Source organism: Streptomyces sporangiiformans, assembly GCF_005768555.2.
GTDB classification, from domain to species: Bacteria; Actinomycetota; Actinomycetes; order Streptomycetales; family Streptomycetaceae; genus Streptomyces; species Streptomyces sporangiiformans.
The window spans coordinates 1-26,918 of record NZ_VCHX02000174.1 but is presented as its reverse complement, the minus strand read 5'-3'; the positions used below and the strand labels follow the sequence as shown (position 1 = coordinate 26,918).

Annotated in this window: 23 protein-coding genes; 11 read left to right on the top strand and 12 right to left on the bottom strand. The window is 69.9% G+C overall.

Going from position 1 to position 26,918, the window contains the following annotated elements; all coding sequences use genetic code 11:
- Positions 1–10: 10 nt before the first annotated feature.
- Positions 11–865, bottom strand: a complete 855-nt coding sequence (locus FGD71_RS30435; RefSeq protein WP_119103760.1) for an Fpg/Nei family DNA glycosylase — start codon at positions 863–865, stop codon at positions 11–13.
- 142 nt (positions 866–1,007) lie between these two features.
- A complete protein-coding gene (locus FGD71_RS30430) occupies positions 1,008–1,493 on the bottom strand; it encodes a ribose-5-phosphate isomerase (protein ID WP_119103759.1) in 486 nt (161 codons plus the stop codon).
- A gap of 283 nt (positions 1,494–1,776) precedes the next feature.
- Between FGD71_RS30430 and FGD71_RS30425 the strand changes: the two genes are divergently transcribed.
- The gene (locus FGD71_RS30425) at positions 1,777–3,222 is read left to right on the top strand and encodes an amino acid permease (RefSeq protein WP_119103758.1); all 1,446 of its coding nucleotides are present in this window, start codon (positions 1,777–1,779) and stop codon (positions 3,220–3,222) included.
- Positions 3,223–3,302: 80 nt separating this feature from the next.
- Here the strand turns inward: FGD71_RS30425 and FGD71_RS30420 are convergent, their stop codons facing one another.
- Complete coding sequence (locus tag FGD71_RS30420; protein ID WP_119103757.1) at positions 3,303–4,394, bottom strand: serine/threonine-protein kinase; 1,092 nt, start codon at positions 4,392–4,394, stop codon at positions 3,303–3,305.
- Positions 4,395–4,579: 185 nt separating this feature from the next.
- Here FGD71_RS30420 and FGD71_RS30415 point away from each other — a divergent pair, with 185 nt between their 5' ends.
- Positions 4,580–5,911, top strand: a complete 1,332-nt coding sequence (locus tag FGD71_RS30415) for an FAD-binding oxidoreductase (protein ID WP_420878365.1) — start codon at positions 4,580–4,582, stop codon at positions 5,909–5,911.
- On the opposite strand, the gene FGD71_RS30410 is transcribed toward FGD71_RS30415, so the two are convergent.
- Positions 5,901–6,488, bottom strand: coding sequence for a biotin transporter BioY (locus FGD71_RS30410; protein ID WP_119103756.1), 588 nt, complete (start codon positions 6,486–6,488; stop codon positions 5,901–5,903). The two genes, FGD71_RS30415 and FGD71_RS30410, sit on opposite strands and share 11 nt — an antisense overlap.
- A gap of 261 nt (positions 6,489–6,749) precedes the next feature.
- Between FGD71_RS30410 and FGD71_RS30405 the strand changes: the two genes are divergently transcribed.
- From FGD71_RS30405 to FGD71_RS30380, 6 genes are all read left to right on the top strand, one after another.
- On the top strand, positions 6,750–8,144 hold the full coding sequence (locus FGD71_RS30405; RefSeq protein WP_119103755.1) for an amino acid permease: 1,395 nt from the start codon (positions 6,750–6,752) through the stop codon (positions 8,142–8,144).
- A 170-nt stretch (positions 8,145–8,314) separates the two neighbouring features.
- Positions 8,315–8,956 carry a superoxide dismutase gene (locus FGD71_RS30400; protein ID WP_119103754.1) on the top strand — a complete coding sequence of 214 codons (642 nt, stop codon included), beginning with the start codon at positions 8,315–8,317 and terminating at the stop codon, positions 8,954–8,956.
- A gap of 263 nt (positions 8,957–9,219) precedes the next feature.
- Positions 9,220–11,442 carry an MMPL family transporter gene (locus FGD71_RS30395; RefSeq protein ID WP_119103753.1) on the top strand — a complete coding sequence of 741 codons (2,223 nt, stop codon included), beginning with the start codon at positions 9,220–9,222 and terminating at the stop codon, positions 11,440–11,442.
- A 5-nt stretch (positions 11,443–11,447) separates the two neighbouring features.
- On the top strand, positions 11,448–12,683 hold the full coding sequence (locus FGD71_RS30390) for a sensor histidine kinase (RefSeq protein ID WP_119103752.1): 1,236 nt from the start codon (positions 11,448–11,450) through the stop codon (positions 12,681–12,683).
- A complete protein-coding gene (locus FGD71_RS30385; protein ID WP_119103751.1) occupies positions 12,680–13,342 on the top strand; it encodes a response regulator in 663 nt (220 codons plus the stop codon). The genes FGD71_RS30390 and FGD71_RS30385 overlap by 4 nt, the downstream gene beginning before the upstream one ends.
- 58 nt (positions 13,343–13,400) lie before the next feature.
- Positions 13,401–13,586: a hypothetical protein gene (locus FGD71_RS30380; protein WP_240436848.1), complete on the top strand. Its 186-nt coding sequence runs from the start codon at positions 13,401–13,403 to the stop codon at positions 13,584–13,586.
- Between the two features lie 154 nt (positions 13,587–13,740).
- Here the strand turns inward: FGD71_RS30380 and FGD71_RS30375 are convergent, their stop codons facing one another.
- Positions 13,741–14,397 (bottom strand): mycothiol-dependent nitroreductase Rv2466c family protein, encoded by a 657-nt coding sequence (locus FGD71_RS30375; protein WP_119103750.1) that lies wholly within the window; start codon positions 14,395–14,397, stop codon positions 13,741–13,743.
- 180 nt (positions 14,398–14,577) lie between these two features.
- Here FGD71_RS30375 and pepN point away from each other — a divergent pair, with 180 nt between their 5' ends.
- Both pepN and FGD71_RS30365 read left to right on the top strand, forming a co-directional pair.
- Positions 14,578–17,154, top strand: a complete 2,577-nt coding sequence (gene pepN / locus FGD71_RS30370; RefSeq protein WP_119103749.1) for an aminopeptidase N — start codon at positions 14,578–14,580, stop codon at positions 17,152–17,154.
- A 205-nt stretch (positions 17,155–17,359) separates the two neighbouring features.
- Entirely contained in the window at positions 17,360–18,433 is a 1,074-nt protein-coding gene (locus FGD71_RS30365; protein WP_119103748.1) for a hypothetical protein, read from the top strand.
- 35 nt (positions 18,434–18,468) lie between these two features.
- On the opposite strand, the gene FGD71_RS30360 is transcribed toward FGD71_RS30365, so the two are convergent.
- The 7 genes from FGD71_RS30360 to FGD71_RS30330 form a co-directional block, all read right to left on the bottom strand.
- Positions 18,469–19,614 carry a serine hydrolase domain-containing protein gene (locus tag FGD71_RS30360; RefSeq protein WP_119103747.1) on the bottom strand — a complete coding sequence of 382 codons (1,146 nt, stop codon included), beginning with the start codon at positions 19,612–19,614 and terminating at the stop codon, positions 18,469–18,471.
- Between the two features lie 34 nt (positions 19,615–19,648).
- Positions 19,649–20,794, bottom strand: a complete 1,146-nt coding sequence (locus FGD71_RS30355) for a serine hydrolase domain-containing protein (protein WP_119103746.1) — start codon at positions 20,792–20,794, stop codon at positions 19,649–19,651.
- A gap of 177 nt (positions 20,795–20,971) precedes the next feature.
- Complete coding sequence (locus FGD71_RS30350) at positions 20,972–22,120, bottom strand: serine hydrolase domain-containing protein (protein ID WP_181359307.1); 1,149 nt, start codon at positions 22,118–22,120, stop codon at positions 20,972–20,974.
- 124 nt (positions 22,121–22,244) lie between these two features.
- The gene (locus tag FGD71_RS30345) at positions 22,245–24,017 is read right to left on the bottom strand and encodes a TIGR03767 family metallophosphoesterase (RefSeq protein WP_119103744.1); all 1,773 of its coding nucleotides are present in this window, start codon (positions 24,015–24,017) and stop codon (positions 22,245–22,247) included.
- Between the two features lie 231 nt (positions 24,018–24,248).
- Positions 24,249–24,728 (bottom strand): NUDIX hydrolase, encoded by a 480-nt coding sequence (locus tag FGD71_RS30340; RefSeq protein ID WP_119103743.1) that lies wholly within the window; start codon positions 24,726–24,728, stop codon positions 24,249–24,251.
- 9 nt (positions 24,729–24,737) lie between these two features.
- Positions 24,738–25,673 (bottom strand): pyridoxamine 5'-phosphate oxidase family protein, encoded by a 936-nt coding sequence (locus tag FGD71_RS30335; RefSeq protein ID WP_240436847.1) that lies wholly within the window; start codon positions 25,671–25,673, stop codon positions 24,738–24,740.
- A 12-nt stretch (positions 25,674–25,685) separates the two neighbouring features.
- Positions 25,686–26,141, bottom strand: a complete 456-nt coding sequence (locus tag FGD71_RS30330) for a VOC family protein (protein ID WP_119103741.1) — start codon at positions 26,139–26,141, stop codon at positions 25,686–25,688.
- A 130-nt stretch (positions 26,142–26,271) separates the two neighbouring features.
- Here FGD71_RS30330 and FGD71_RS30325 point away from each other — a divergent pair, with 130 nt between their 5' ends.
- A complete protein-coding gene (locus FGD71_RS30325) occupies positions 26,272–26,814 on the top strand; it encodes a CGNR zinc finger domain-containing protein (RefSeq protein WP_119103740.1) in 543 nt (180 codons plus the stop codon).
- Positions 26,815–26,918: the final 104 nt, after the last annotated feature.

Genomic DNA, 26,918 nt, shown 5'->3' with positions numbered 1-26,918 from the left:
AGTTTCATACCTAGGGCCTGTCCGGCGGATGGCCCTGGGCGCGCCCGGGGCCGTTCCCCGTTTTCTGGCAGACCGGGCACCAGAAGAGGTTGCGGGCGGCGAGATCGGCGGTGCGGATCTCGCCGCCACAGATGTGGCAGGGCAGGTTGGCCCTGCGGTACACGTAGACCTCGCCGCCGTGGTCGTCTCTGCGCGGCGGGCGGCCCATCGCGTCCGGTTCGTGTTCCGGGCGGACCGTGTCGATCCGATTGTTGCGGACGCCCTCGCGCATGAGCGCCACGAGGTCCGTCCACATCGCGTCCCACTCGGTTCGGGTGATGTCCTTTCCTGCCCGGTACGGGTCGATGCCGTGCCGGAAGAGGACCTCCGCGCGGTAGACGTTGCCCACGCCCGCGATGACCTTCTGGTCCATCAGGAGGGCGGCGATGGTGGTGCGGCTGCGGGAGACGCGGGTGTACGCCCACGCCGGCTCGGCGTCCTCGCGCAGGGGATCCGGGCCGAGGCGGTCGTGTATCGCCTGTTTCTCGGTGTCGGTGATCAGGGCGCAGGTGGTGGGGCCGCGGAGGTCGACGTACGCGCTGTCGTGGGCGAGGCGGAGGCGGACCGTGTCGGTGGGTGGGGGTGTGGGGGCGCCGCCGAAGGTGACCTTGCCGAAGAGGCCGAGGTGGATGTGGGTCCAGTCCTCGCGCTCGAACCGCAGGAAGAGGTGCTTGCCGTGCGCCTCGGCGGTGGTCAGTGCTGTGCCGTTCAGGAGGGCGGCGGCGTCGGAGAACTTGCCCTGGGGGCTGGTGACGTGTGCCTTCCGGCCACCGAATCGGGCGAGGTAGTCCTCGGCCAGCCGGTGAATGGTGTGCCCTTCGGGCACGGGTGCCTCCTGGTCTTGCTGTTCACGCTGTTCACGCTGTTCGAAACCGGGGGCTGTGCCCCAGACCCTCCATCGGCCTGACGGCCTCGTCCTCGAACGCCGGACGGGCTGAAGATCAGCCCCTCCGGCGGAGAAAAGCGCCCTACGGCTGCGGGTGGTGGGCCGGGATCTCCGGCAGCGTCCCCGTCGTCTCGTACGCCGACAGCATGTCGATGCGACGGATGTGCCGCTCGTCGCCCGAGAACGGCGTGTTGAGGAACGTCTCGACGAACTTGGTCGCCTCGTCCTGGGTGTGCATACGCGCACCGACCGCGACGACGTTCGCGTCGTTGTGCTCCCGCCCCAGCGACGCGGTCTCCTCGCTCCAGGCGAGCGCGGCCCGAACCCCGGCCACCTTGTTCGCCGCGATCTGCTCCCCGTTCCCGGAGCCCCCGATCACGATGCCGAGAGAGCCCGGGTCGGCCGCGGTGCGCTCCGCGGCGCGGAGGCAGAACGGCGGGTAGTCGTCCTGGGCGTCGTAGATGAGAGGCCCGCAGTCGACGGGCTCGTGGCCGGCGGCCTTGAGCCACTCGACGAGGTGGTTCTTGAGTTCGAAACCGGCATGATCGGAGCCGAGGTACACGCGCATGGTCCGAGTGTGACACGCCTGTTTCGGATCGACCGCGCGGGGTCGGGCGGCGCTGCACAACCTCAAGAAAACCTCAAGTAACGATCCGGATTCGAAGGTTCAATAATCCATTCACCTGGGATTCACTGGACCGGCTCGTTCCCACTCCCCCNCCGGATTCGAAGGTTCAATAATCCATTCACCTGGGATTCACTGGACCGGCTCGTTCCCACTCCCCCCACTCCACCCCCACCCCCACTACCTCCACACGCTCCCCCGCACCCCCCTGTGCAAAGGAACCCCCATGACCTCGCAGCCGACCATGACCAAGGCCGGAAGCGGCCCAGGAGGCACTGGAGAATCCGGCGACGGCCTCCAGGCAGGGCTCAAGAACCGTCACCTCTCGATGATCGCGATCGGCGGTGTCATCGGTGCCGGTCTCTTCGTCGGGTCAAGCTCCGGCATCGCCACCGCCGGCCCCGGCATCCTCCTGTCGTACGCCCTCGTCGGCACGATGGTCGTCCTCGTGATGCGGATGCTCGGCGAGATGTCCGCCGCCAACCCGACCTCGGGCTCGTTCTCCGCGCACGCGGACCGCGCGCTCGGCCGCTGGGCCGGCTTCTCGATCGGCTGGCTGTACTGGTTCTTCTGGGTCGTCGTGCTGGCGATCGAGGCGACCGCGGGCGCGGTCATCCTGGAAAGCTGGGTCCCGGCCGTACCGCAGTGGGGCTGGGCCCTGATCGTGATGCTCGTGCTCACCGCCACCAACCTCGGCTCGGTCGGCTCGTACGGCGAGTTCGAGTTCTGGTTCGCGGGCATCAAGGTCGTCGCGATCGCCGCGTTCATCGTCATCGGCGGGCTCGCGGTCTTCGGCCTGCTGCCGGGGGTCGACAGCGACACGGCGGGGCTCGGCAATCTGACCGACCACGGCGGTTTCCTGCCCAACGGACCCGGCGCGATCCTCACCGGCATCCTGCTGGTCGTCTTCTCCTTCATGGGCAGCGAGATCGCCACCCTCGCGGCGGGCGAGTCGGAGGACCCGCAGCGCGCGGTCACCAAGTCCACCAACAGCGTCATCTGGCGGATCGGCGTCTTCTACCTCGGCTCGATCTTCGTCGTCGTCACGCTGCTGCCCTGGGACAGCGACGCGATCCAGAAGGACGGCTCGTACGTCGCCGCCCTCAACTCGCTCGGCATCCCGAACGCCGGCGAGATCATGAAGTTCATCGTGCTGACGTCCGTGCTGTCCTGTCTCAACTCCGGCCTCTACACGGCCTCCCGCATGGCGTTCTCGCTCGGCCGGCGCGGTGACGCGCCGAAGGCGTTCGCCCGCACCACGGAGCGTGGTGTCCCGTTGACGGCGATCCTCGCGTCCGTCGCGTTCGGCTTCGTCGCGGTCTTCTTCAACTACGAGTTCCCCGACTCGGTCTTCCTCTTCCTGGTCAACTCCTCCGGTGCCGTCGCCCTGTTCGTCTGGCTGGTGATCTGCGCCTCGCAGCTGCGCATGCGGAAGATCATCGAGCGTGAGACGCCGGAGAAGCTGGTCGTACGGATGTGGCTGTACCCGTATCTGACGTACGCGACGATGGCCCTGATCGTGTTCGTACTCGGCTACATGCTCACCGACACCGAACACGACGGCCGCAAGACGGTACTGCTCTCGCTCCTGGTGGCGGCGATCGTCGTCGGCCTCGCACTGGTGCTGGAGAAGGTCCGGCGCGGCAAGGAGCGGCAGGGCGCCGAAGTCTGACACCCCGCAGTCCGACCCCCGCCTCTGGCGGACACCTTCGAAGGCCTTCTGTACGCCTTCTGTACGACGCCTCCGCGGCCTCACCGCGGGGGCGTCGTGTCCGGCGAGGCCGGCGGCCGCGAGGTGCCGGCGACCGTGGGCTGCGGGCTGACGTCGGGCAACTTCGTCTCACCGCCGGGACGGATCGCCGTGATGATCATGACGATGCCCACGGCGGCGGCGACCACCAGGACCAGAACGGTGAGCAGCCGCGGAAGCCAGTCGGGTGCCCCGCTCTCCTCCGCCTCCCTCTCCCTCTCGCCCTCCGCCTCCCTCTCGCTCTCCGCCTCCCTCTCGCTCTCCGCTTCCCTCTCCCCCTCCGGCGCCACCTCGCCTTCGAGCACCCGTTCCAGAACCCGCGCCGTCTCGCCCGCGTCCGGCCGAGCCGCCGGGTCCCGGGCCAGCAGCCCACGCAGCAGCGGGGTCAACGGCTCGTCCTCGGGCGGCAGTTGAGGTTCCTCGTACATCGCCGCGTGCAGGGTGGCGAGCGTCGAGGCGCGCTGGAAGGGAGAGCGCCCGGTCAGGGCGGTGCAGAGCGTGGCGCCGAGTGACCACAGGTCGGAGGGCGGGCCCTGTGGGCGGCCGCTGATACGTTCCGGCGGGATGTACTCCGGGGAGCCGACGATGACCCCGGCGGCGGTCAGCCCCTGGGCGTCCTGGAGCGCGGCGATCCCGAAGTCGGTGAGGACGACCCGGCCTCCCGGCCCCAGCAGGACGTTGCCGGGTTTGATGTCGCGGTGCAGCACCCCGGCCGCGTGCACCCGGCGCAGCGCCTCGACGAGCGCGAGTCCGACGCGGGCGGTCTCGGGTACGTCGAGCGGGCCGTGGTCGACGAGGGTCCGGGCCAGCGAGGGAGCCTCGACCAGTTCCATGACGATCCAGAGCCGGTCGGCCTCTTCGGCCACGTCGTAGACACGTACGACATTGGGGTGGTCGATCCGCGCGCTCGCCCGGGCCTCGCGCAGCACGCGCTCGCGGCGGACCGCCGGCTCCTCGGTGCCGGTGACGTCGAGCCGGAGTTCCTTCACGGCGACCGGACGGTCGAGCAGCTCGTCGGTCGCGCGCCAGACGCGGCCCATGCCGCCCTGCCCGATGAGTTCGAGGAGCCGGTACCGGTCCACGACACACACCATGCGAACCCACCCCCAACCTCCTTCCATGACAGCACAGTTCGTGGTGATGGCACGAGATCGGAAGGCGCGGGAGGAAAGCGGCGGAAAAGCTGACGGCATGTGTCAGGTTATGGAGGCAGTGTGGGACGCGGCAGCCCGCGCAGGCCGACGGATGCGAGGGACGATGCGATGGACGGAGGGCTCACGTGAGCTTGCAGGACCTGAGTGCGGACCGCCTGGTGTTCCGGCCCGGTGACGACGGGTACGAGGAGGAGACGGCCGGGTTCCAGACCGGTTTCGCGCAGCGGCCCGCCGTGGTCTTCGCCGCGTCCTCGGCGGACGATGTGCGGGCGGCCGTGGCGTACGCGGCGGCCGAGGGGCTGCCCGTCGGGGTGCAGGCCACCGGGCACGGGTTGCCGGGCTCCACCGAGGGCGGCGTACTGATCACCACGAAGCGGATGGACCGGGTGACCGTCGACGCCGGGGCGCGTACGGTGCGCGTGCGGGCCGGTGTCCGCTGGGGCCAGGTCGTCGCGGCCGCCGAGCCGTACGGGCTCGCTCCCCTCAACGGCTCCGCGCCCGGCGTGGGTGCCGTCTCTTACACACTGGGCGGTGGACTCGGCATCCTGGCGAGGGAGTTCGGATACGCGGCCGACCATGCCCGCTCGCTGGAGGTGGTCACGGCGGACGGACGACTGCGGCAGGTGCCCCCCGGCTCCGACCTCTTCTGGGGCCTGCTCGGCGGCGGCGCGAACCTCGGTGTGGTGACGGAGCTGGAGATCGGCCTCGTACCGGTGGCCCGGCTGTACGGCGGATCGCTCGCGTTCGACGGGCGTGAGGTGGACCCGGCGGCGGTGCTGCGCGCGTACGAGCGCTGGACGCGGACCGTCCCGGACGGCCTGACCTCGTCGTACGCGGCCGTCCCCTATCCGGACATCCCCGCGATGCCGCCGCACCTGCGCGGCCGGTACGTCATCTCCGTGCGGGTCGCCCACACCGGCAGCGACGGTGATCAACTCGTCGCTCCCCTGCGCGAGATCGGCCCGGTCCTGTCCGACTCGCTGCGTGAGATGCCGTACGCCGAGAGCCACACCATCCACTCCGACCCGGACTTCCCGCACGCCTACTACGGAGACAGCGCGGTGCTGAGCGAGCTGGACGTCGAGGCGGCGGGTGAACTCCTGTCCCTCACCGGTCCGGACGCGCCCTCGATGTACGTCGTCCAGATCAACCACCTCGGCGGGGCGCTCGCCAAGGAGCAGCCGAACGCGGTGCCGCACCGCGAGGGCCGTTTCCTCGTACGGGTCCTCGGCGCCGTCGACGACTCCGCGCGGGCGCGGCTGCACAAGGCCCTCGCGACGGTGGAGCCGTGGACGACCGGACGCGCGCTGAACTTCGCCTTCGGGGCGGGCGAGCGTACGCAGGGGCTGTACGACCCCGACACGCACAAGAGGCTCGCCGGTCTGAAGTCGGCGTACGACCCGGCGAACCTCTTCCGCGGGAACTACGGCATCGGTGGCCGCCAGGTCACCGCTTGACGAGCTTCCAGGCGGTGGGCAACAGGCCCATCGCCAGGGCCGCCTTCAGGGCGTCGCCGATCAGGAACGGGGTGAACCCGGCGGCAACGGCCTCCGTGGGGCTCAGTTCCGTGGCGGCGGAGAGGTAGGGGACGCCGATCGCGTAGATGACCGCCTCGCCGAGCAGCATCGTGCCGGCCATGCGCAGAACCGTGCGGTCGGCGCCTCGGCGGGCCAGGGCGCCGACGACGGTGGCGGCCAGCATCATGCCGATGATGTAACCGAAGGTCGGGGACACGCCGTAGCTGCCCTCCGCGAACCAGGGGACGCCCGCCAGGCCGACGAGCGCGTACACGGCGAGCGAGAGGAAGCCGCGGCCGGCCCCGAGCGCGGTGCCGACGAGCAGGGCCGCGAAGGTCTGCCCGGTCACCGGCACCGGCGAGCCCGGCACGGGCACGGCGAGCTGCGCGGCGAACCCGGTGAGCGCGGCGCCGCCGGCCACGAGCACGATGTCGCGGACGCGCGACGCGGGCAGCAGGTCGGCGAGTACCTCACGGGGGACGGAGCCGGTGTGGTACGGGTCGGCAGCGGTGCTCATGAGGACTCCGGCGGTGTGCGCGGGCGGCTGGACAGGGTGACGCTATCCCAGACGGCTGAACCGATCACCGGCAGCGGCCGACAAAGCAGGGATCGCGCGCATGGTGCGCTCCATACAAAGCGCCCCCAGTACACCCACGGCGAAGTGAACCTGGTCACTCAGTTGTGGCCGTTTTGCGTGGAGGGCGACCGCATCGGAGACTGTGGGATCTCGCCAAACCGCGAGTCCCGCACCGTCTCACGTAATGGACAAGCCGCGCTCATGTCCCGCACCAACGCCGACGCCGCACCCGACACACTCACCGCGGAGGCTTCCCTCTCCCCCGGCCTGAAACAGCGTCACTTGTCGATGATCGCCCTCGGCGGTGTCATCGGCGCCGGGCTCTTCGTGGGCTCGGGCGCGGGCATCGCCGCCGCGGGCCCGTCGATCGTGATCGCGTATGCCGTCTCCGGGCTGCTCGTCATGCTGGTGATGCGCATGCTCGGCGAGATGTCCGCCGCGTATCCGTCGTCGGGTTCCTTCTCGGCGCATGCCGAGCGGGCGATCGGGCCGTGGGCGGGCTTCACCGCCGGCTGGTCCTTCTGGGTCCTGCTCTGCACGGCCGTCGGTCTGGAGGGCATCGGCGCCGCGAAGATCGTCACCGGATGGCTGCCGGGCACGCCGGAGTGGGCCTGGGTGGCGCTGTTCATGGTCGTCTTCTGCGCCACGAACCTCGCGGCCGTGCGGAACTTCGGCGAGTTCGAGTTCTGGTTCGCCGCGCTGAAGGTCGGCGCGATCACGCTGTTCCTGGTGCTGGGCCTGCTGGCCATCGCCGGTGTCCTGCCCGGCTCGGACTCCCCCGGCCTGACCAACCTCACCGGCGAGGGAGGCTTCCTGCCGAACGGCAGCGAGGGGCTCGTCATCGGCCTGCTGGCGTCCGTTTTCGCGTACGGCGGTCTGGAGACCGTGACGATCGCGGCGGCCGAGTCGAAGAACCCGGTCCAGGGCGTGGCGAGCGCCGTACGCACCGCTATGTGGCGCATCGCGCTGTTCTACATCGGCTCGATGGCGGTCATCGTCACGCTCGTCCCGTGGAACTCGAAGGCGGTTGTCGAGCAGGGCCCGTACGTCGCCGCCCTGGACCATCTGGGCATCCCGGGCGCGGGCCAGTTGATGAACGTGGTCGTCCTCGTCGCGCTGCTCTCGGCGATGAACGCCAACATCTACGGCTCCTCGCGCATCGCGTACTCACTCGTGGAGCGCGGCCAGGGCCCGAAGGCGCTCGGCCGGGTGTCGAGCGGTGTCCCGCGCGTCGCGGTGCTCGCCTCGTCCGTCTTCGGCTTCGTCTGCGTCCTGCTGAGCTACTGGCGTCCGGACGACGTCTTCCCGTGGCTGCTGAACATGATCGGCGCGGTGATCCTGGTCGTCTGGATCTTCATCGCGGCCGCGCAGCTGCGCCTGCGCAGCCGCCTGGACCGGGAGGCGCCTCAGAAGCTGGTCGTACGGATGTGGGCGTTCCCCGTGCTGACGTGGGTGGCGCTGGCGGGCATGGTCGCGATCTTCATCCTGATGGCACGGCAGCCGGACACACGGGTGCAGTTGTACTCGACCGGTGCCATGACGCTGTTCCTGGCGGCCGTCGGTTACGCCTGGCAGAGGGCGCGCGCCAAGAGCTGACGCACCACGTCACGCCCACCGACCACTGAAGGGCCCTCGCGCGGAGGACGGTTTCGCGCAAGGGCCCTTTTTGCGCGCCCGACTTCGCATGTCCAGCGCACCCCTCCACTCTCTTGCTGTTAGTCTGCAGTTGCAAGCTACTTGCAATAAGAGGTCGGAGGAGACCTGGCATGGCTGTCTACACGCTTCCTGAACTGCCGTACGACTACTCCGCGCTGGCGCCCGTGATCAGCCCCGAGATCATCGAGCTGCACCACGACAAGCACCACGCGGCGTATGTGAAGGGGGCGAACGACACCCTGGAGCAGCTCGCGGAGGCGCGCGACAAGGAGTCGTGGGGCTCGGTCAACGGGCTGGAGAAGAACCTGGCCTTTCACCTGTCCGGCCACATCCTGCACAGCATCTACTGGCAGAACATGACCGGCGAGGGCGGCGGCGAGCCGCTCGCCGTGGACGGTGTGGGCGAGCTCGCCGACGCGATCGACGAGTCCTTCGGCTCCTTCGCCGGGTTCAAGGCCCAGCTGACCAAGGCCTCCGCGACCACCCAGGGCTCCGGCTGGGGCGTCCTCGCGTACGAGCCGCTCAGCGGGCGCCTCGTCGTGGAGCAGATCTACGACCACCAGGGCAACGTCGGTCAGGGCTCCACCCCGATCCTGGTCTTCGATGCCTGGGAGCACGCCTTCTACCTGCAGTACAAGAACCAGAAGGTCGACTTCATCGAGGCGATGTGGCAGGTCGTCAACTGGCAGGACGTGGCGCGGCGTTACGCGGCCGCCAAGTCCCGCACGGATGTGCTTCTGCTGGCTCCCTGAGACGAGCCGCCCCGATGCGCCCCGCCTCGTGATCGTCTTCTCACCTTTCACGCCGGCGGGCGGAATGAAGGAAAACCCCCGCGAGGACGTGACTCGCGGGGGTTTTCCACGTCGCGGGGGTCTTGCGCACGCGAGCTCGCGGCGGGGGCTTCCGCAAGCGGGGGTGGGGTTCTCCGCACCTCCGCCGTCCACCGATCAGTGGACGGCAAGTTCAACCGAGCACCTCTGCCGAGCAACTGCCCTGCTCGGCAAGGCTTTTGGGCATGAACTCACTCACTGTGCGCATGGCTCGCTGGAGTGCGCTGCACCCCTGGCGGGCGATCATCGGCTGGCTGGTGTTCGTGGCGCTGTGTCTGGCGGTCGGCAGCGCCGTCGGGCTCAACAGCGCGAAGACCGCGGACTACCGGGTCGGCGAGGCCGGCCGCGCCGAGGCGATGGCCGCCGAGGGAAACCTGGAGCGCAGGTCCACGGAGCAGGTGCTGATCTCCGCCCGCTCCGATGCCGGTCTCGACCGCGGAGCCGCCGAAGTCTCCGCGAGGGCCGCCGCCAGGGACCTGACCGTCCGGATGGAGCGCCTGCCCGAGGTGGCGGGGGTGGCCGACCCGCTGCTGTCCGAGGACAGCCGGATCCTCATGGTCGAGGTGGCCCTGAAGGGCGAGGAGCGGGACGCGAAGGACAAGGTCGACGCGCTGCTCGCGCAGACCGAGGCCGTACGGAAGGCGAACCCCGAGCTGCTGCTGGAGGAGACCGGAAGTCCCTCCATCAGCAAGGGAGTCGACCAGCAGCGCGGCGACGATCTGGCGCTCTCCGAAGCGATCACGCTGCCCGTCACACTGATCACGCTGCTGATCGTGTTCGGTTCGGTGACGATGGCCGGAGTGCCGCTGCTGCTCGCGCTGTCGTCGATCGCGGCGGCCGTCGGGCTGTCGATGGTGGTCTCGCACCTCTCCCCCGACACCGGAGTCGGGACCAACATCATCCTGATGATCGGGCTCGCGGTCGGCGTCGACTACACCCTCTTCTATCTCAAGCGGGAGCGCGAGGAGCGGGCGCGCTCCGGCGGGCGGCTGAGTTCCGAGGCGCTGGTGGAACTGGCCGCGGCGACCTCGGGCCGGGCCGTCGTGGTGTCCGGGCTCGCGGTCGTGGTCTCCACGGCGACGCTGTTCCTGGCCTCCGACGTGATCTTCACCTCGCTGGCCACCGGCACCATCGTGGTCGTTCTGGTGGCGGTGCTCAGCTCCCTGACCGTGTTGCCCGCGCTCCTGGTCAAGCTCGGCAAGCGGGGCGAGCGCAGGGAGTCGCGCCGTGCCGCGCGCGGCAAGCGGCCGCGGCGGGTGCGGGGCGAGGGCGGCGGCCGGGTGTGGACGGCACTGCTGCGGCCCGCGACCCGGAATCCCATGGCCACCCTGTGCCTCGCGGTCGTCGCTCTGCTCGCGCTCGCCGCGCCGCTGGCCGGGCTGAAGATCACGGAGATGAGCCGGGACACGCACTCCCGGGAGATCCCCGCGATGCAGGTGTACGACCGGCTCAACGAGGCCTTCCCCGAGCGGCGGGTCACCCACGACGTCGTCGTACGCGCCGAGGCCGGGCGTTCCGGTGAGGTGCGGGCGGCCCTGGAGGAGCTGGCCGAACGCGCCGACGCGGACCCGCTGTTCACCGGGGAGTCCCGGATACGGACGTCCGACGACCGGCGGACCAGCGTGCTGGCACTGAAGGTGCCGCATCTCGGCAACTCGGACGAGGCGTACGACTCCCTCGACCATCTCCGGGACGACTACGTGCCCGCCACCGTCGGCCGGATCGACGCGGCCGAGACCGGTGTGAGCGGGGACGTCGCCCGCTACGCCGACTATCCCGCGCACCAGAACGGCAAACTGCCCCTGGTCCTCGGCGCGTTGCTCCTTGTGACCTTCGCGATGACCGTGTACGCGTTCCGTTCGGTGGTGCTGGGCCTGCTCGGTGTCGTACTGAACCTGCTGTCCGCGGCGGCTGCGCTCGGGATGCTGGTCCTCGTCTTCCAGAACGGCTGGGCCGAGGGGCTGCTGAACTTCGAGTCCACCGGGTCGATCGGGTCGCGGGTGCCACTGTTCCTGTTCGTGATCCTCTTCGGCCTCTCGATGGACTACCAGGTGTTCGTGGTCAGCCGGATCAGGGAGGGCGTGCTCGCCGGCGTACCGACGCGGCAGGCCGTGCTGGACGGGATCCGCACCTCCGCGGGGGTGGTGACCAGCGCGGCCGTGGTGATGATGACGGTCTTCGTTAGCTTCGTCTTCCTGCACATCATCGAGATGAAGCAGATCGGCTTCGTCCTCGCGACAGCTGTACTCCTGGACGCTTTCATCATCCGGATCATGATCCTGCCGGCGGCGATGCTGCTGCTCGGCGAGGCGAGCTGGTGGCCCTCGCGCGGGGCGCGGCCGCGGCCGACGGCTGATCGCCGGGAGGACGAAGCGACCACCAAGTCGCCGGTGCCGGACGTACGTTGACTGTCATGACCGCCTCCACCCTTCGTGGACACACCGACCCCTTCTGGGCCGTCACGCTCCGCCGCTGGAACGCGGTGTGCTGGGTGCTGTTCGGCGCGATGGCGATCGGGCTCGCCGCGCTGGACCGGCCCGGCGCGAGCAAGTACTGGGCGCTCGGGCTGCTCGGGTGTCTGACGCTCTGCTACGCGGTGGTGGACCGGTTCCCGGACAATCCGGTGCTGCGCCCGCACACATATCTGCTGATACTGGCCACCAGCCTCGGCGTGTTCGCCTATATGCGCGGCTCCTTCGGGACGCTGTTCATGGTGACGCTCCCGCACTTCTGGATGTTCGGCCGTACGCGGCGGGCCTCGCTGGGGTTCCTGGGGCTGGCCGCCGGGGGGACGCTGGCCGGGAGCTGGTTCCGGCTCGGCCCGTCGGCGACGTTCTTCGGCGAGACCCTGATCCCCGTGGTGATCGTCGTGGCCGTCGGGATGCTGATCGGGCTGTGGGTGCACTCGGTGGTCGCCCAGAGCCATGAACGGGCGCGGCTGATCACGGAGTTGGAACAGGCCCAGTTCCAGCTGTCCGAGGCGCATCAGCGTCAGGGGGCTGCCGATGAGAGGGAGCGCATGGCACGCGACATCCATGACACGCTCGCGCAGGGCTTCGCCTCGATCATCGCGCTCGCGGAGGCGGCCCGGGCCGGTCTGGACACCGATCCGGCGCGCAGCGCACAGCAGTTGCGGTCGATCGAGTCCACGGCGCGCGAGAACCTCGCGGAGGCGCGGGAGCTGGTCGGCTCCGCGCAGCGCGGCGGTCAGGTGGCGGCGGGTTCGGTGGCCCACACGCTGCGCCGGACGCTGAACCGTTTCGTGGAGGACACCGGGCTCGTGGTGGACGCGGAGCTGGCGGACATCGAGGCGGACATCGAGTGCGACCAGCCGACCCGGATCGCGCTGCTGCGCTGCACACAGGAGTCGCTCGCCAATGTGCGCAAGCACGCGCGGGCCTCCACGGTCGGGGTCGTACTGGCCCGGCAGCCGTACGGGGTGGAGCTGGAGATCACGGACGACGGGGCCGGGTTCGTCGTGGGGGAATCGGCGGGGTTCGGGCTCGACGGGATGCGCAAACGGCTGGCGGAGCTGGGCGGGGAGCTCACGGTGACCAGCTCGGTGGGGGACGGGACGCGCGTACTGGCGACGATCCCGATGGGCGGCGAGACCGGCACGATGGGCGAGACCGGCGAGGAGCTGATATGAGCGGCGGCGGAGAACTGCGGATCATCGTGGTGGACGATCACACGGTGATGCGGGCCGGTGTGGTGGCCCTGCTGGCCGCCGAGCCCAGCATCGAGATCGTCGGCGAGGCAGGCGACGGCCGTGCGGCCCTCGAACTCGTCGCCGCGCACGAGCCCGACGTGGCTCTGGTGGATCTGCGGATGCCCGTACTGGACGGGGTCGCGACGACCGCGGAGATCGTGGCCGCGTACCCGCGCACCCGGGTCCTGATCGTCACCACCTACGACACCGACGCCGAGATCGAGCGCGGGGTCGAGGCGGGCGCCATCGGCTACCTGCTGAAGGACGCCACCCGCGAGCAGCTGGTCGACGCGATCCACGCGGCCTCGCGCGGCGAGACGGTCCTGGCGCCCCGGGTCGCGGAAAAGCTCGTCGCCCGCATGCGCCGCCCCGCCCATCCTCCCCTCACCGCCCGCGAGACCGACGTCCTCAACGCCGTGGCCGACGGCCTCACCAACGCCGAGATCGGCGCCCGCCTGGTCATAGCCGAGGCCACGGTCAAGACCCACCTCCTCCGCCTCTTCGCCAAGCTGGACGTGAACGACCGGACTCGGGCGGTGGTGGTGGCGATGGAGCGGGGGCTGTTGCGAAGGTCTTCCGGTATGGGGGGCTCCGGGTGATAGTTACCAAATGCCGACACCGAAGCACTTGACGTGCCAGACATGCAAAACCGGGCACGTGCACAATCCGCTGACGCCGGACCAGAAGAAGTGGCTCGAGGAGCGGCTCGGCACGAGCGTCCCGCACAACTACTTCATGTGCCTGGGAACCCGTCGCGACACGACCCCCTGCCGCAACCTCCGCACCTACGGGCACGAGAAGCACTTCCGGATCCCGCTGCGCATGCCGGACGGCATCGACTGAGAGCCACGTTGTCGGAATCCGGATCTGGAGCCCGCCTGGGATCTCGACGACCCGGACGAGGCGATGCGTCGGCTGCCACGGCTCAGCGCCCTCTACGCGGAGTGAGCGGGATGAGCGGGGTGAGCTGGAGCGGGGCGGCAGCCGACGTGAGAGCTCACAGGTTGCTGAAGTCCGGGCCCGCCGTGCGTGTGCGCTTGATCTCGTAGAAGCCCGGGACCGAGGCGACCAGCAGGGTGCCGTCCCAGAGCTTGGCGGCCTCCTCGCCCTGGGGGGTCGGCGTGACGACGGGGCCGAAGAAGGCGATCTGTTCGCCGTCGGCGCCGGGGACGGCGATGACGGGGGTGCCGACGTCCTGGCCGACCTTGTCGATGCCTTCCTTGTGGGAGGCGCGCAGCTCGGCGTCGAACTCGAAGTTCTCCTGGTCCGCGTACTCGATCAGGTCCGCGGGGAGGCCGGCGTCTTCGAGGGCGGCCGCTATCGCCTCGCGGGTCGGGCCCTCGCCCTGGTTGTGGAAGCGGGTGCCCATCGCCGTGTAGAGCGGGCCGAGCACCTCGGCGCCGTGCTTCTGCCAGGCGGCGGTCACCACCCGGACCGGGGCCCAGGCCTTGGTGGACAGCAGCTCCCGGTACTCCTCGGGCAGCTCGTCCAGCTTCGGCTCGTTCAGGACGGCGAGGCTCATGATGTGCCAGCGGACCTCGATGTCCCGGACCTTCTCCACCTCCAGGACCCAGCGCGAGGTCATCCACGCCCAGGGGCACAGAGGGTCGAACCAGAAGTCGACGGGGGTCTTGCCGGAGGTCTGCTCAGACATGGCTCTCCTCGAAAAGGGCAAAAAGGGCGGCAACGGCCGCTGCCTGGGTGGTGTCTACCAGCCCCAACGCCGACGGTCACGCGGCTCATTCCCAGGTGCCCGGTGTCAGTGGCACATGGGAGGATCAGTGCTGTTCGGAGGAGACGCAGCCAGTCATACAGCCACGAGGGAGTGCCGCCCGTGCCCGGTGAGAATCTGTCCCGCGACGAGGCCCGCGAGCGGGCCGCCCTGCTGTCCGTCGACGGGTACGAGGTGTCGCTCGACCTGCGCTCCGCCGTCGGCGACACCGGCGCCGAGCCGCGGACGTTCCGGTCGGTGACGACCATCCGCTTCCGCTGCGCCGAGCCGGGCGCCACCAGCTTCGCGGACCTGATCGCGCCGAGCGTCACGGCCGTCTCCCTCAACGGCAAGGACCTCGACCCGGGCGCCGTCTTCGACGGCTCCCGCATCCTCCTGGAGGACCTCGGCGACGACAACGAACTCGTGGTCGACGCCCAGTGCGCCTACAGCCGCACCGGCGAGGGCATGCACCGCTTCGTGGACCCCGAGGACGGCGAGGTCTACCTCTACACGCAGTACGAGCCGGCCGACTCCCGCCGCGTCTTCGCGAACTTCGAGCAGCCGGATCTCAAGGCCCCCTTCCGGTTCGAGGTCCGGGCCCCCGAGGACTGGGTGGTGTGGAGCAACGGGGTGGGTGAACGGCACGACGGCGTATGGCGGTTCGCCGAGACGAAGCCCATCTCGACGTACATCACGGCGTTCGTCGCGGGCCCGTACCACTACGTGACGGACCGCTACTCCCGCACCTTCGAGGACGGTACGACGCTGGAGATCCCCCTGGGCGCCCTGTGCCGCAAGGGCCTCGCCCGGCACTTCGACGCCGACGACGTGTTCCTGGTGACCAAGCAGGGGCTGGACTTCTTCCACGACCACTTCGACTACCCGTACCCGTTCGGCAAGTACGACCAGGCGTTCGTACCGGAGTACAACCTCGGCGCGATGGAGAACCCGGGGTGTGTGACCTTCCGCGAGGAGTTCATCTTCCGCGGCAAGGTGACACAGGCGGCGTACGAGCGCCGGGCGAACGTCATCCTGCACGAGATGGCCCACATGTGGTTCGGCGACCTCGTCACCATGGAGTGGTGGGACGACCTGTGGCTCAAGGAGTCCTTCGCGGACTTCATGGGGACCTTCACCACGGCCGAGGCGACCCGCTTCACCGACGCCTGGATCACCTTCGCCAACAACCGCAAGGCATGGGCGTACCGCGCCGACCAGCTGCCCTCCACGCACCCGATCACGGCCGACATCCGTGACCTGGAGGACGCCAAGCTGAACTTCGACGGGATCACGTACGCCAAGGGCGCGTCCGTTCTCAAGCAGTTGGTGGCGTACGCCGGGCGGGAGGCGTTCCTCGAGGGCGCGCGGCGCTACTTCAAGCGGCACGCGTACGGCAACACGCGCCTCGGCGATCTCCTCTCCGTCCTGGAGGAGACGAGTGGCCGTGACATGGCCACCTGGTCGCGGGCCTGGCTGCAGACCGCCGGCGTCAACTCCCTCACGCCGCAGGTGCTCCTGAGCGCCGAGGGGCGCATCAATGAGGTCGCGATCCTCCAGGAGGCCGCCGAATCGCACCCCCAGCTGCGGCCGCACCGAGTGGCGGTGGGCCTGTACCGGCGGTCGCCCGAGGGCGCCCTGGAGCGGTACGCGCGCGCCGAGGTGGACGTCGACGGCCCGCGCACGGTCGTGGCCGAGCTGGCCGGTGCGGACGCCCCCGAGCTCGTGCTGGTCAACGACGACGACCTGACGTACTGCAAGATCCGCTTCGACGAGGGCTCGCTGGCGACGCTGCGGGAGCGGCTCGGCGACCTCACCGACCCGCTCGCCCGCGCGCTGTGCTGGTCGGCGCTGTGGAACCTGACCCGCGACGCCCTGATGCCCGCCCGCGACTTCATCGATCTCGTCCTGCGCTTCGCGGGCCGCGAGTCCGACATCGGCGTGCTCCAGATGCTGCACGCGTGGGCGAGGTCGGCGCTCACGCACTACGCGGCGCCGGACTGGCGCGACGCGGGCGGCCTGCTGCTCGCCGAGGGCGCGCTGCGCGAGCTGCGGGCGGCCGAGCCGGGCAGCCAGCACCAGCTGACGTGGGCGCGGTTCTTCGCGGCGGTCGCGTCCGGTGAGGACGATCTGCAGATCCTGCGGAGCCTGTTGGACGGCACGGACAAGTTCGACGGGCTGGAGGTGGACCAGGAGCTGCGCTGGGCGCTCCTGGAACCGCTGGCCTCGCACGGCGCCGCCGACGAGGCCGTGCTCGCGGCCGAGCTGGCCCGCGACGACACGGCGTCGGGCAAGCGCCACCAGGTCCGCTGCCTCGCCGCCCGGCCCTCGGCCGCGGTCAAGGCCCAGGCATGGGCGGCCGTCGTCGAGTCGGACACGCTGTCCAACGCACTGGTCGAGGCGACCATCGCGGGCTTCGCCCAGCCGTCGCAGCGGGAGCTCGGCGCTCCCTACGTCGCCAGGTACTTCGAGGCGATCGAGCGCGTCTGGGAGGAGCGGTCCATCCAGATCGGCATGAACGTGGTCAAGGGACTGTTCCCGTCCCTTCAGGACTCGCACGCGACGCTGGAGGCGACCGACGCGTGGCTGGCTTCGCACCAGAGCGCGGCACCCGCTCTGCGCCGGCTCGTGCTGGAGGCGAGGGACGACCTCGCGCGGACGCTGAGGGGGCAGGCGTGCGACGGGGCCGCCGCCCGGTAGGGAGCGGCGGCTTCGCCCCTGGCGGCGTGTTGACGCGCACCGTCCATAACAGTTACGGAATGCGGGTAATCGACGCCGTAACCCCCATACGGACCAGGGGTTTCGGCAATCGAACGCATGGACTTTAGGGCGATCTTGTCCGCATTTGCCGACGGGCATGTAACAGCGGTTACGGGGCGGATCGGACGGGGGGACATTGCGGGGCATGAACCACAACACCCCGCTCTCCCCCCGCCCCCTCCGCCATCTGTCCGACGTCCAGCGGCGCGTGCTGAGCACCGCGCAGCTGCGGGCGCACGGCGTGAGCACCGCCGAGATCAACGAGCAGTGCCGTCCGGGCGGGGCCTGGCAGCAGATTCTGCCCGGCGTCGTCCTCCTCCACCCGGGCCCGCCCACCGGTGAGGAACGGCTGCACGCGGTCCTGAAGTACGCCACCCGTTCGCCCCTCCGGGCAGCACAGGGGATCCCGGCCCAGCCGGCCCCTGCCGGGCCCGATACCGAGGCCGGGGCCGGGGCCGCCCCTCAGCGGTACGCCGACCCTGTGATCACCGGCCTCGCCGCCCTCACCCTGCACCGCTTCTCATGGGCGCCGCCCCTGCTGTCCCTGGAACACATCGACGTCCTCGTCCCGCGGCTGCGCCGCCTCCGCTCCTCGGGCTGCGCGCGCATCGTTCGCACCTCCGTGATGCCGGCTCCCGAACAGATCACCGGCTTCCCGGTGGCCCCCGTCGCCCGCGCCCTGGCAGACGCGGTCCGCGAACTCGCGGACGCGGGCGCCGTGCGCGGTCTGCTCAGCGAGGCCGTACGCGGCGGCCACTGCGAACCGGCCGCCGTGGTACGGGAGTTGACGCAGGCCCGACTACTGAGCCGGCCGCACGTGGTGGACGCGGTGAACTCACTCCTGGCCGAGGGCCGGGCGATCGCGGAGGACCGCCTGTACCGCATGGTCCGCGAGAACGGCCTCCCCGATCCGGTCTGGAACGTCGACCTGCGCCTGCCCGGTGGCCCCTACCTAGGCGGCCTCGACGCCTACTGGCCCGAACAGGCCGTCGCCCTCGAACTGGACACCCGCGCCCCACGCCCGGAGGAGGACGCGCTCTGGTCCGAGTACGTCCGCAAGCGCGAGCAACTGGAACGCCTCGGCATCACGGTCGTCCACATCACCCCGAGGAAGCTCCGCGACGCGTTGGAACAACAGGCCGCCGTCGTACGCACGGCTCTGATGGCGTCGGCGGATCGCGACCCGGCGGCCTATGTGGTCGTGCTGCCCCGGTCGTGAGGGACCGACCGGTGGTTCTCTGACCGGTGGGTTCTCTACTTGCAGAACTCCGCTTCGATGACCGCCTTGGCATCGCCCGCGAATTCGCCGTTGAAGTTGAACGCGAGGGCATGGCGGCCGTCCCGGGTCGTGAACGCCGCCGTCGAGCTGCCGTGGACGTCGCCGCCGTGGCCCCAGACCACCTGGCCGCAGCTCAGCTCGTACCGGATGAGACCGAGGCCGTAGCGGCGGCTGTCGTTCCATCGGACGGTCTTCGTCATCTCGGCCAGCTGGGTCTTCGGCAGCAGCTTCCCGCGCAGCAGCGCCGTGTAGAAGTGCATCAGGTCCGCGGAGGTGGAGATCGCGTCGCCGGACGCACCCGCCACCGAGGGGTTGTACTCGGTGAGGTCGTGGATCGGGGCGTCCGGGTCCTTGGAGAGCTTCGAGTAGCCCCTGCCGCTCGGCTGCGGCAGACGCGGGTCGGTGCCGGGCGAGCGGGTGCCCTGCAGGCCGAGGGGCTGGATGATGCGCGTCTGGATCTCGTCGGCGTACGAGTTGCCGGTGACCTTCTTGATGATCATCCCGCCCAGGATGAAGTTGGTGTTGGAGTAGTTCCAGCCCTTTCCCGGGTCGAAGTCCGGCTTGTGCCGCATGGCCATGGCCACCATCTGCTCGGCGGTCCAGGTGTCGTAGCGGTGTTCGAGGAACTCCTCGCTGAACACCCTCTGCTGGTATTCCGGGTCCGCGAGTACGTCGTAGATGCCGCTGGTGTGGTTGAGGAGTTGACGGAGGGTGATGCGGCTGCCGTCGTGGCCGTTGCCCCGGACGACGCCGGGGAGCCAGCGCTCGACCTTGTCGTCGAGGTCGAGCCTGCCCGCGGCTTCGAGCTGGAGGAGCACGGTGGCGATGAACGTCTTGGAGACACTGCCGACGCGGTAGTGGTCGTGGGGGCTACGGGGCTGTCCGGTTCTGATGTCCCCCACGCCTGAAGTGCCGCTCCAGGTGCCGTACTTGTCCTTCGCCTGAGCCGTGACACCGGGTACGCCGTCCCGGACCGCGGCGTCCATGGCTCGCTGGGTGGGGCTGTGACGGTCGGTCACGGGTGCCGATGCCGCGGCGGGTACCGCGAACGTCCCCGCGGTGACCGCCATCGCCGCGGTCACTCCTATCAGTCCTGTGCTCAGTCCTGTGCGCACTTTCATGCCTTTCCTCCGCGCTGAGGTTCGACCTGTGGGGTTACTTGGCACAGAACTCGGCCTCGATCACCGCGCCGCTGTTCCCGGACCAGGTGCCGTTGAAGTTGAAGGCGAGGGAGTGGCGACCGTCCGCCGTCGCAACCGCCTCCGAGAGCGAACCGAAGAGTTCGCCGCTGTGGCCCCAGACCACGACGCCGCAGCTCAGCTTGCGTTCGATGAGGCCGAGGCCGTAGCCGGCGCCGGGGGCTTCGTCGACCTTGACGGTCGTCTTCATCTCGGCGAGCTGAGCCTTGGGAAGGAGCTTGCCGCGCAGCAGGGCCGAGTAGAAACGGTTCAGGTCGGCGGAGCTGGAGATCATGGAGCCCGATCCCCCGGCGAGCGTGGGGTTCAGTTCCGTGACGTCGTACGTCGGGCCGGTCGCGGTCTCGGCGAGCTTCGCGTACGCCCTACTGCTCGGCTGCGGGACCTTCGGGTTCGTACCGGGGACGGATGTGGCGTGCAGGCCGAGCGGTTCGATGATGCGGCGGCGGATCTCCTCCCCGTACGAGTGGCCCGTGGCCTTCTCGATCACCATCGCCGCAAGGGAGTAGTTGGTGTTCGAGTAGTTCCAGTCCGTCCCCGGTGCGAAGTCCGGCTTGTTCGCCATGGCGTACTTCACGAGCCGGCCGAGGGTCGCCGTGTCGTAACGGTTCTTGAAGAAGCCGTCCTTGCGGATGTACTTGCGGACGAACTCCTTGTCGTCGCGGTAGTTGAAGATGCCGCTCGTGTGGTTGAGGAGCTGGCGGAGGGTGACGCGGGTGCCGTCGTGGCCGTTGCCCCGGACCACACCCGGCAGCCACTGGTCCACCTTGTCGTCCAAGGTGAGTCTGCCCTCGGCCTCCAGCTGCAGCAGCACCGTCGATACGAAGGTCTTGGTGATGCTCCCGACGCGGTAGCGGTCGTGGGCCGAACGCGGCTTGCCGGTCCTGAGGTTGCCGACGCCCGAAGTCCCCTTCCAGGCCCCGTACTTGTCCTTCGCCTGAGCCGTGACGCCGGGTACGCCGTCCTCGACCGCGGCGTCCATGGCTCGCTGGGTGGGGCTGTGGCGATCGGTCACGGGTGTCGAGGCGACGGCGGGTGCCGCGAACGTTCCCGCCGTGACCGCCATCGCCGCGGTCACTCCTATCAGTGCGGTGCGGGCTGACATGTCCTCCCCTGTCGCTGTCGATTGTGATTCGGGGGAAGGGACCCAGCGGCCGGCGCGAAGGTTGACCACTCGTGTCCTGGTTGAGCGGGTTTCAGCCTCCTGCGAGGCGTGTCCGTGCTGAAAAGGGGTATGGGGTGAGCGCCGCCGTGTGCGCTCACCCTCTCGTGGCCCGTGGAGTTACTTGGCGCAGTACTCCGCCTCGATCACCGCTTCGCTGTCTCCCGACCAGTCGCCGTTGAAGTTGAACGAGAGCGAGTGGCGGCCGTCATCCGTGGTGAGCGCCTCGGACGACGAGCCGTGGATGCCGCCGCCGTGGCCCCAGACGACGGTGCCGCAGCTCAGCTTGCGTTCCATCAGACCGAGGCCGTAGCCGGCGTCGGGGATTTCGTCGATCTTGATGGTCGTCTTCATCTCGGCGAGCTGCGCCTTGGGCAGGAGTTTGCCGCGCAGCAGGGCCGAGTAGAAACGGTTCAGGTCGCCGGAGTCGGAGATCATCTCGCCTGCCGCGCCGGCGAGTGAGGGGTTCAGTTCGGTGACGTCGTACGTCGGGCCGGTCGCGGTCTCGGCGAGCTTCCCGTATGCCCGGCTGCTGGGCTGCGGCACCTTCGGGTTCGTACCGGGGGCGGATGTGGCGTGCAGGCCGAGCGGCTGGATGATGCGGCGGCGGATCTCCTCCCCGTACGAGTGGCCCGTGGCCTTCTCGATCACCATGCCCGCCAGGATGAAGTTGGTGTTCGAGTAGTTCCAGGACGTGCCCGGCGCGAAGTCCGGCTTGTGGGACATGGCGATCCGCACGAGTTGCTCGGGCGTCGTCGTGTCGTAGCGGTGCTTGAAGAAGCCGTCCTTCAGGAAGAACGTCCGGCCGAACTCCTCGTCCGCGGTGTAGTTGAAGATGCCGCTCGTGTGGTTGAGGAGCTGGCGGAGGGTGACGCGGGTGCCGTCGTGGCCGTTGCCCCGGACCACGCCCGGCAGCCACTGGTCCACCTTGTCGTCCAAGGACAGTCTGCCCTCGGCCTCCAGCTGCAGCAGCACCGTCGACACGAAGGTCTTGGTGATGCTCCCGACGCGGTAGCGGTCGTGGGCCGAACGCGGCTTGCCGGTCCTGAGGTTACCGACGCCCGAAGTCCCCTTCCACGTCCCGTACTTGTCCTTCGCCTGCCCGGCGACACCCGGGACTCCGGCCTCGACCGCGGCGTCCATCGCCTCCTGTGTCGCGCGGTGGTCCTGGCCGGTCGGGGCAGGGGCGGCCGTCGCGGATGCGGTGAACGAAGCCGCGGTGAGCGCGACGGCTCCCACCAGGCCGAGACGTATTGTTCGGGATGCCATGTCGTGTCCCTCTCGTCGATGACACATCGCCGGGAGGGACCGGGGGTCGGGGCGCGAGGGTTGCCTGCCCCAGGGCGGGTTGGGCGCTTTTGAGCCCCCTTGAAGGAACTCGCGCCGACCCTGCTCAGCCCTTCTTCAGGACCAGTTCCACGTTGCGGTCCCCCGCCTCGCCCGACAGGTCCGTGCGGGCCCCGGGGGTGTTGAACGACAGCTCTCGGTAGAGGGCCGCCAGGCCCGTCTGGGAGAGGTCGGTGAAGTCCGTGCGGTGGGGGGCCGCGGACTCGATGAGCGTGCTGAAGAGGGAGACCGTGCCGTCGTGGTTGTCCACGACCTCGATCACTCGGGCGAGTTGCGGGAAGTCGATGTGGGAGGCCGTGGAGATCTCCCAGAACGACTGGTTGCCGGAGGCGGAGTGCGGGGTGATGTCGTTCTTGTGGCTGTGCCCGTTCACCCAGGCCAGGGTGGAGCGGTGGCCGGCGAGCAGGTCGACCAGTTCCTCGCCGCCGTGGCGGCTCTCGCCCGGGTGGTCCGGGTCCTCACGGAGGTTGCGCATCGTCTTGCTGGTGTGGTGGCTGAAGACGATGACGTGTTCCTTGTTCTTGTCGGCCTCCTTCAGCGTCCGCTCCAGCCAGCGCAGCTGCGCCGTGCCGATCGAGCCCTCGTAGTGACCGCCCGGGTCGGTGGTGTCGAGGCTGACGCCGATCAGGTCGTCCGCGATGCGGAACGCGTAGTACTGGGTCTTCGCCGCGAGGTTCGCCTGCGAGTAGCCGTGGCCGATGGGGCCCGCGCCGGTGTGGGCCGGGTCGAGGTGCGCCTGGAGGTACTCGGTGGGTGTGAAGGGGGCGCGTTGCTCGTCCGGGGTGACCGAACGCATCCGGCGGGCCTCGGACTTGAGCATGTCCTTGAAGGCAGCACCCTTGGGGTCGCCGCCCTTCTTGACGTTCTTCCAGATGGCGGCGCCCACCGCCTCGTCCAGCTCCATCAGCTTCTTGCCGCCGACCGCGAAGTCGGCGAAGAAGGAGTCGCCGGGCGCGTAGCAGCCACCGGGCAGGGAGTCGTGGTTGCCGACGGTGGAGTACCAGGGCAGGTTGAGGCCGGGGCTGCGCAGCTCCCGGACGGCCGCGGCGAGGAAGCCGTCGATCTGGGGGAAGCCGAGCTGCTTGTCGGAGTCGCGGATGGCTTCGTCGGGCTGCCAGTAGAGCTTGAGGCCGCTGTTCTGGACGCCCTCGTAGCGGCGCGGATCACCTGAGTTGGGGGTGATGCGGCCGCCGCTCATCACCTTCAGGAACCAGTCCAGCTCCGTTCTGGCGTTGTTGTCCGTGTTGTCGCCGGTGGTCATCACGAAGTGCAGCGGGGAGCCGGTGACGGGCGCTCCGCGCAGCGCGTTGACCCGCTCGACGAGCGAGACCGCGCCGGCCACCGACAGGGACTCCTGCGGGCGCCAGGCGCTGCTGGTCTGGGTGCGCAGGTACTCGTACCGCAGCGGGTGCTGCACGTCGACCAGGTGCAGGTCGGTGAACTGCACGAAGGAGGCGAGTGCGGTGCGCCGCCCCTCGCGCCCGGACTTGGCGGCGGCCAGGTCGGTGCGGACGACCCGCTGCCAGGCGGGCCCGTCGCCGAGCCGCCGGAAGCCGGAGGAGGTGCGGGGCGCCGCGACCGACGCCAGCGTGGTGCCACGGGTGTACGGCTCGAGCGGCGGGGCAGGAGCCTCGCGGGACATGGCCACGGCCGCGTTCCCCTCGACGGCGGCGGAGTCGGCGGCGGCCTCACCGGCGCCCGGCCGGAGCGCGAGTCCGATCCCGGCGGAGAGCGACACCGCCCCGGTGGCGGCCAGGAAGGCGCGGCGGTCACGAACAGTGGCGGTGGCGGCGGTGGCGACAGAGCGTGTGCGCGACATGGCGCGGTCTCCCCGAGTGCGAACGCGTCAACAGTGGTCTCGGGCGGTTCGCTGACGCGAACTGCCCGTTCACACTGGATCGTTGGCACCGGGAATGACCTGCACGTGAACGAGGCGGCAACGGGCAGCGCCGATCGCATACGTGGATCTTGGACCATGTGCGCGTCAACCGCCTCCTCGTCGAGCCGATGGAAAGCGGTCACTCCATGTTCACTTTCTTGGGTACGGAACCTATTTTTCGAGGGCCCCCGGTTCCGTCGGAGACACCGCCACGCGGCCGGCCGCCGGCCGCTCGCGCCAGAGCGCGAGCCCCACGTCGACCAGCTCGACCCGCTCCAGACCGGACACCTCGTCCAGCGGATGCCAGGCCGCCATGTCGGTGGAGCCGTTGGTCTCGTGGCGGAGTTCGCCTCCGGTGACACGGGCCTCGTACACGATCCGCAGGCCCTGGAAGTCGGCCGTCGTGCCGAGCCGGCGCGGATAGCGGCGCCGCACGGAGTCGACTCCGAGCAGCGCCACCGGCTCGACCGCGTACCCGGTCTCCTCCTCGGCCTCCCGGATCACGGTGTCGTACGGGTCCTCCCCGTGATCCATCCCGCCGCCGGGCAGCGTCCACCGTTTGCCGCCGTCCCCGTCCACCCAGCGCGCGAGCAGCATCTGCCCGTCCCGCACGCACACGGCGTAGGCCGCCACCCTCAACTCCTTATGCATGCGCAGACGTTACGGCAGCGGCGGGTTGGCCGGTGAGTACTCGGGAGCGGACCAGCGCAGCGGGCTGGCTCCCGGTGTCTCGACGACCTCGGTGACCGTGAAGATGACGGTACGGCCGCCGTCGGGCTCGAAGTCCGTACGCGCGGTGCCCGTGAGCTGCAGTGTCGTGCCGGTGACCCAGTCGAGGAGCAGCAGTCCGGCGCGTGGATCGGCCGCCAGGTTGCCGAGCGTGAGGAACATGGAGTTGCCGGGGTAGTCGCGCCAGCTCAGTTCGGACGGTGAATCGGCGCGTACGAAGCCGGGGTTGCCGCCCCGGTGGCTGGCGTCGGCGCCGTGCCCGTGGACGGTGGCGAGGAAGAAGGTGTCGGCGGCTTCGACGAACTTTCGCTGTTCCGGATGGAGTTGACCGCTCCTGCGCGCGGCTCCCGCTGCCCGGCGCGGCACCTCCTCGTAATGGTCCCTCTTCTGCAGGTACTTGGGGCAGTTGGAGAACACCTGGTCGGCCTCGACCGCGAATCCGCGGGGCGTGGGGCGCGCCCGTCCGTTGAGGCGCATACGGCGGCGGGTGCGCGGGTCCAGCGCGATGGTGCCGACCGGGACGCCGGTCGCCTCCCCGACCGGGACGCCGGCCGAGGAGGCGGCTGGGGTCCCGGCCGCGAGCGTGTCCGCGAGGGGGTCGCCCTCGCGCACGCCGCCCGCCACCGAGATCTGCCTGGGTCCCGTAGCCCTGACGAACCCGGGGGCGCCGGTGAGCAGTGAGGCCCAGACCCGGCCCGTCCGGTCGGCCGCGCCGAGCACCAGCATCGGCTGGAGTTCCAGGAAGGCGGCGGCCACCGGCCTGATGCCCTGGCCGATGGACCGGCCGACATGATCGGCGAACTCGCGCACACCGACGTGGTCCTGCACGGCGCGCGAACCGGGGTGATAGGGGTCGTACGCGGCCACGGGATCCATCCTCTAGAAGAAACCGCAGGTAGGAGCGGCCCCGGAAGGCGCCGGAGCCTCTTCGGCGCCGCTCGGCGCGTAGATCTCCAGGCGGGTTCCGTCCGGGTCGTGGAAGAAGATGCCGCCCGAGGCTGCGCCCTCGCCATGGGCGACGACACCGTCGTACGCGAAGTCGACGCCGTACGCGCGCAGTGTCGCCTCGTACTCCCGGACCCGCTCGACCGTGTCGGCCTCGACGGCGAGGTGATGAAGGCCGGCGCGCCCGGCGTCGTATCCGCCCTGAGCCTGTTCCCACAGCGTGAGCGTCGGGCGGCCTGCCTCGCCGAAGAACGCGAACCGGCGGCCCTGCTCCTTCCCCTCGGCGATCACACCGAAGCCGAGGACGTCCCGGTAGAAGGCGAGCGAGCGGTCGAGGTCCGTGACATTGAGACCGATGTGACCGGTGCGCAACGTGCTGGTTGCCGACATGGCACACCCCTTCGTCAGCGGCTGCCCGCCTCATGCGGACTAACCTGTGTAATGAAGATTAGAGGTTAGGCGCAGGGTCGTGCAACCGGCCACGTACCCTTGACCGGTTAGCACCGGAGGGAGACCCGAGATGTCCGCCACCCGCGATCCGCGTCCGCTCACCGGCGAGCCGCTCTCCCTCGACCTGCTCAACACGCGGTGGATGCACGAGGGCGCGGTGCGGGACCTGCTCGTGGACGTCGACGGACTGGCCGTGTGGCTGGCCGCGAACGGGCTCGATCACTTCGCCGCGGACGAGGCGGCACTGCGCCACGTCCTGCGGGCGCGGGACGCCCTGCGAGCGGTCGTCGACGGCCCGCTGGACGCGGAGAGCGCCGGGCGGGTCGACGCCGTCCTGGGCCACGGCCGGATCCGGGCGACGCTCACTGCCGAAGGGCCGGGCGAACGTGCGGAGTTCAGCGACACATCATGGGGGCCGGCCTGGCTCGCGGCCCGCGACTACCTGGAGTTGCTGAGCACGGCCCCCGACCGCGTCCGCGCCTGCGCGCACGAGGCGTGCATCCTGCACTTCTTCGACACCTCACGAAACGGCACCCGGCGGTGGTGCTCCATGGCGGTGTGCGGCAACCGCGCGAAGGTGTCCCGCCACTACGCGCGCGCGAAGGAGAGCTGAGCGCGGTTCTCACCGACTGACCGGGCTGACCGGCTGACCGACCGACCGCGGGCAGGGCGGGGCGAATCGGAAAGGGCGGGCGTCCGGTGTGCCGCACCGGACGC

Excerpts from the sequence above, each read along its gene's own strand:
- FGD71_RS30430 (WP_119103759.1), bottom strand. The coding sequence starts at position 1,493 with ATGCGCGTGTACCTCGGCTCCGATCATGCCGGTTTCGAACTCAAGAAC.
- FGD71_RS30425 (WP_119103758.1), top strand. The coding sequence starts at position 1,777 with ATGACCTCGCAGCCGACCATGACCAAGGCCGGAAGCGGCCCAGGAGGC.
- FGD71_RS30420 (WP_119103757.1), bottom strand. The coding sequence starts at position 4,394 with ATGGTGTGTGTCGTGGACCGGTACCGGCTCCTCGAACTCATCGGGCAG.
- FGD71_RS30410 (WP_119103756.1), bottom strand. The coding sequence starts at position 6,488 with ATGAGCACCGCTGCCGACCCGTACCACACCGGCTCCGTCCCCCGTGAG.
- FGD71_RS30405 (WP_119103755.1), top strand. The coding sequence starts at position 6,750 with ATGTCCCGCACCAACGCCGACGCCGCACCCGACACACTCACCGCGGAG.
- FGD71_RS30400 (WP_119103754.1), top strand. The coding sequence starts at position 8,315 with ATGGCTGTCTACACGCTTCCTGAACTGCCGTACGACTACTCCGCGCTG.
- FGD71_RS30395 (WP_119103753.1), top strand. The coding sequence starts at position 9,220 with ATGAACTCACTCACTGTGCGCATGGCTCGCTGGAGTGCGCTGCACCCC.
- FGD71_RS30390 (WP_119103752.1), top strand. The coding sequence starts at position 11,448 with ATGACCGCCTCCACCCTTCGTGGACACACCGACCCCTTCTGGGCCGTC.
- FGD71_RS30385 (WP_119103751.1), top strand. The coding sequence starts at position 12,680 with ATGAGCGGCGGCGGAGAACTGCGGATCATCGTGGTGGACGATCACACG.
- FGD71_RS30375 (WP_119103750.1), bottom strand. The coding sequence starts at position 14,397 with ATGTCTGAGCAGACCTCCGGCAAGACCCCCGTCGACTTCTGGTTCGAC.
- FGD71_RS30365 (WP_119103748.1), top strand. The coding sequence starts at position 17,360 with ATGAACCACAACACCCCGCTCTCCCCCCGCCCCCTCCGCCATCTGTCC.
- FGD71_RS30360 (WP_119103747.1), bottom strand. The coding sequence starts at position 19,614 with ATGAAAGTGCGCACAGGACTGAGCACAGGACTGATAGGAGTGACCGCG.
- FGD71_RS30355 (WP_119103746.1), bottom strand. The coding sequence starts at position 20,794 with ATGTCAGCCCGCACCGCACTGATAGGAGTGACCGCGGCGATGGCGGTC.
- FGD71_RS30350 (WP_181359307.1), bottom strand. The coding sequence starts at position 22,120 with ATGGCATCCCGAACAATACGTCTCGGCCTGGTGGGAGCCGTCGCGCTC.
- FGD71_RS30345 (WP_119103744.1), bottom strand. The coding sequence starts at position 24,017 with ATGTCGCGCACACGCTCTGTCGCCACCGCCGCCACCGCCACTGTTCGT.
- FGD71_RS30340 (WP_119103743.1), bottom strand. The coding sequence starts at position 24,728 with ATGCATAAGGAGTTGAGGGTGGCGGCCTACGCCGTGTGCGTGCGGGAC.
- FGD71_RS30330 (WP_119103741.1), bottom strand. The coding sequence starts at position 26,141 with ATGTCGGCAACCAGCACGTTGCGCACCGGTCACATCGGTCTCAATGTC.
- FGD71_RS30325 (WP_119103740.1), top strand. The coding sequence starts at position 26,272 with ATGTCCGCCACCCGCGATCCGCGTCCGCTCACCGGCGAGCCGCTCTCC.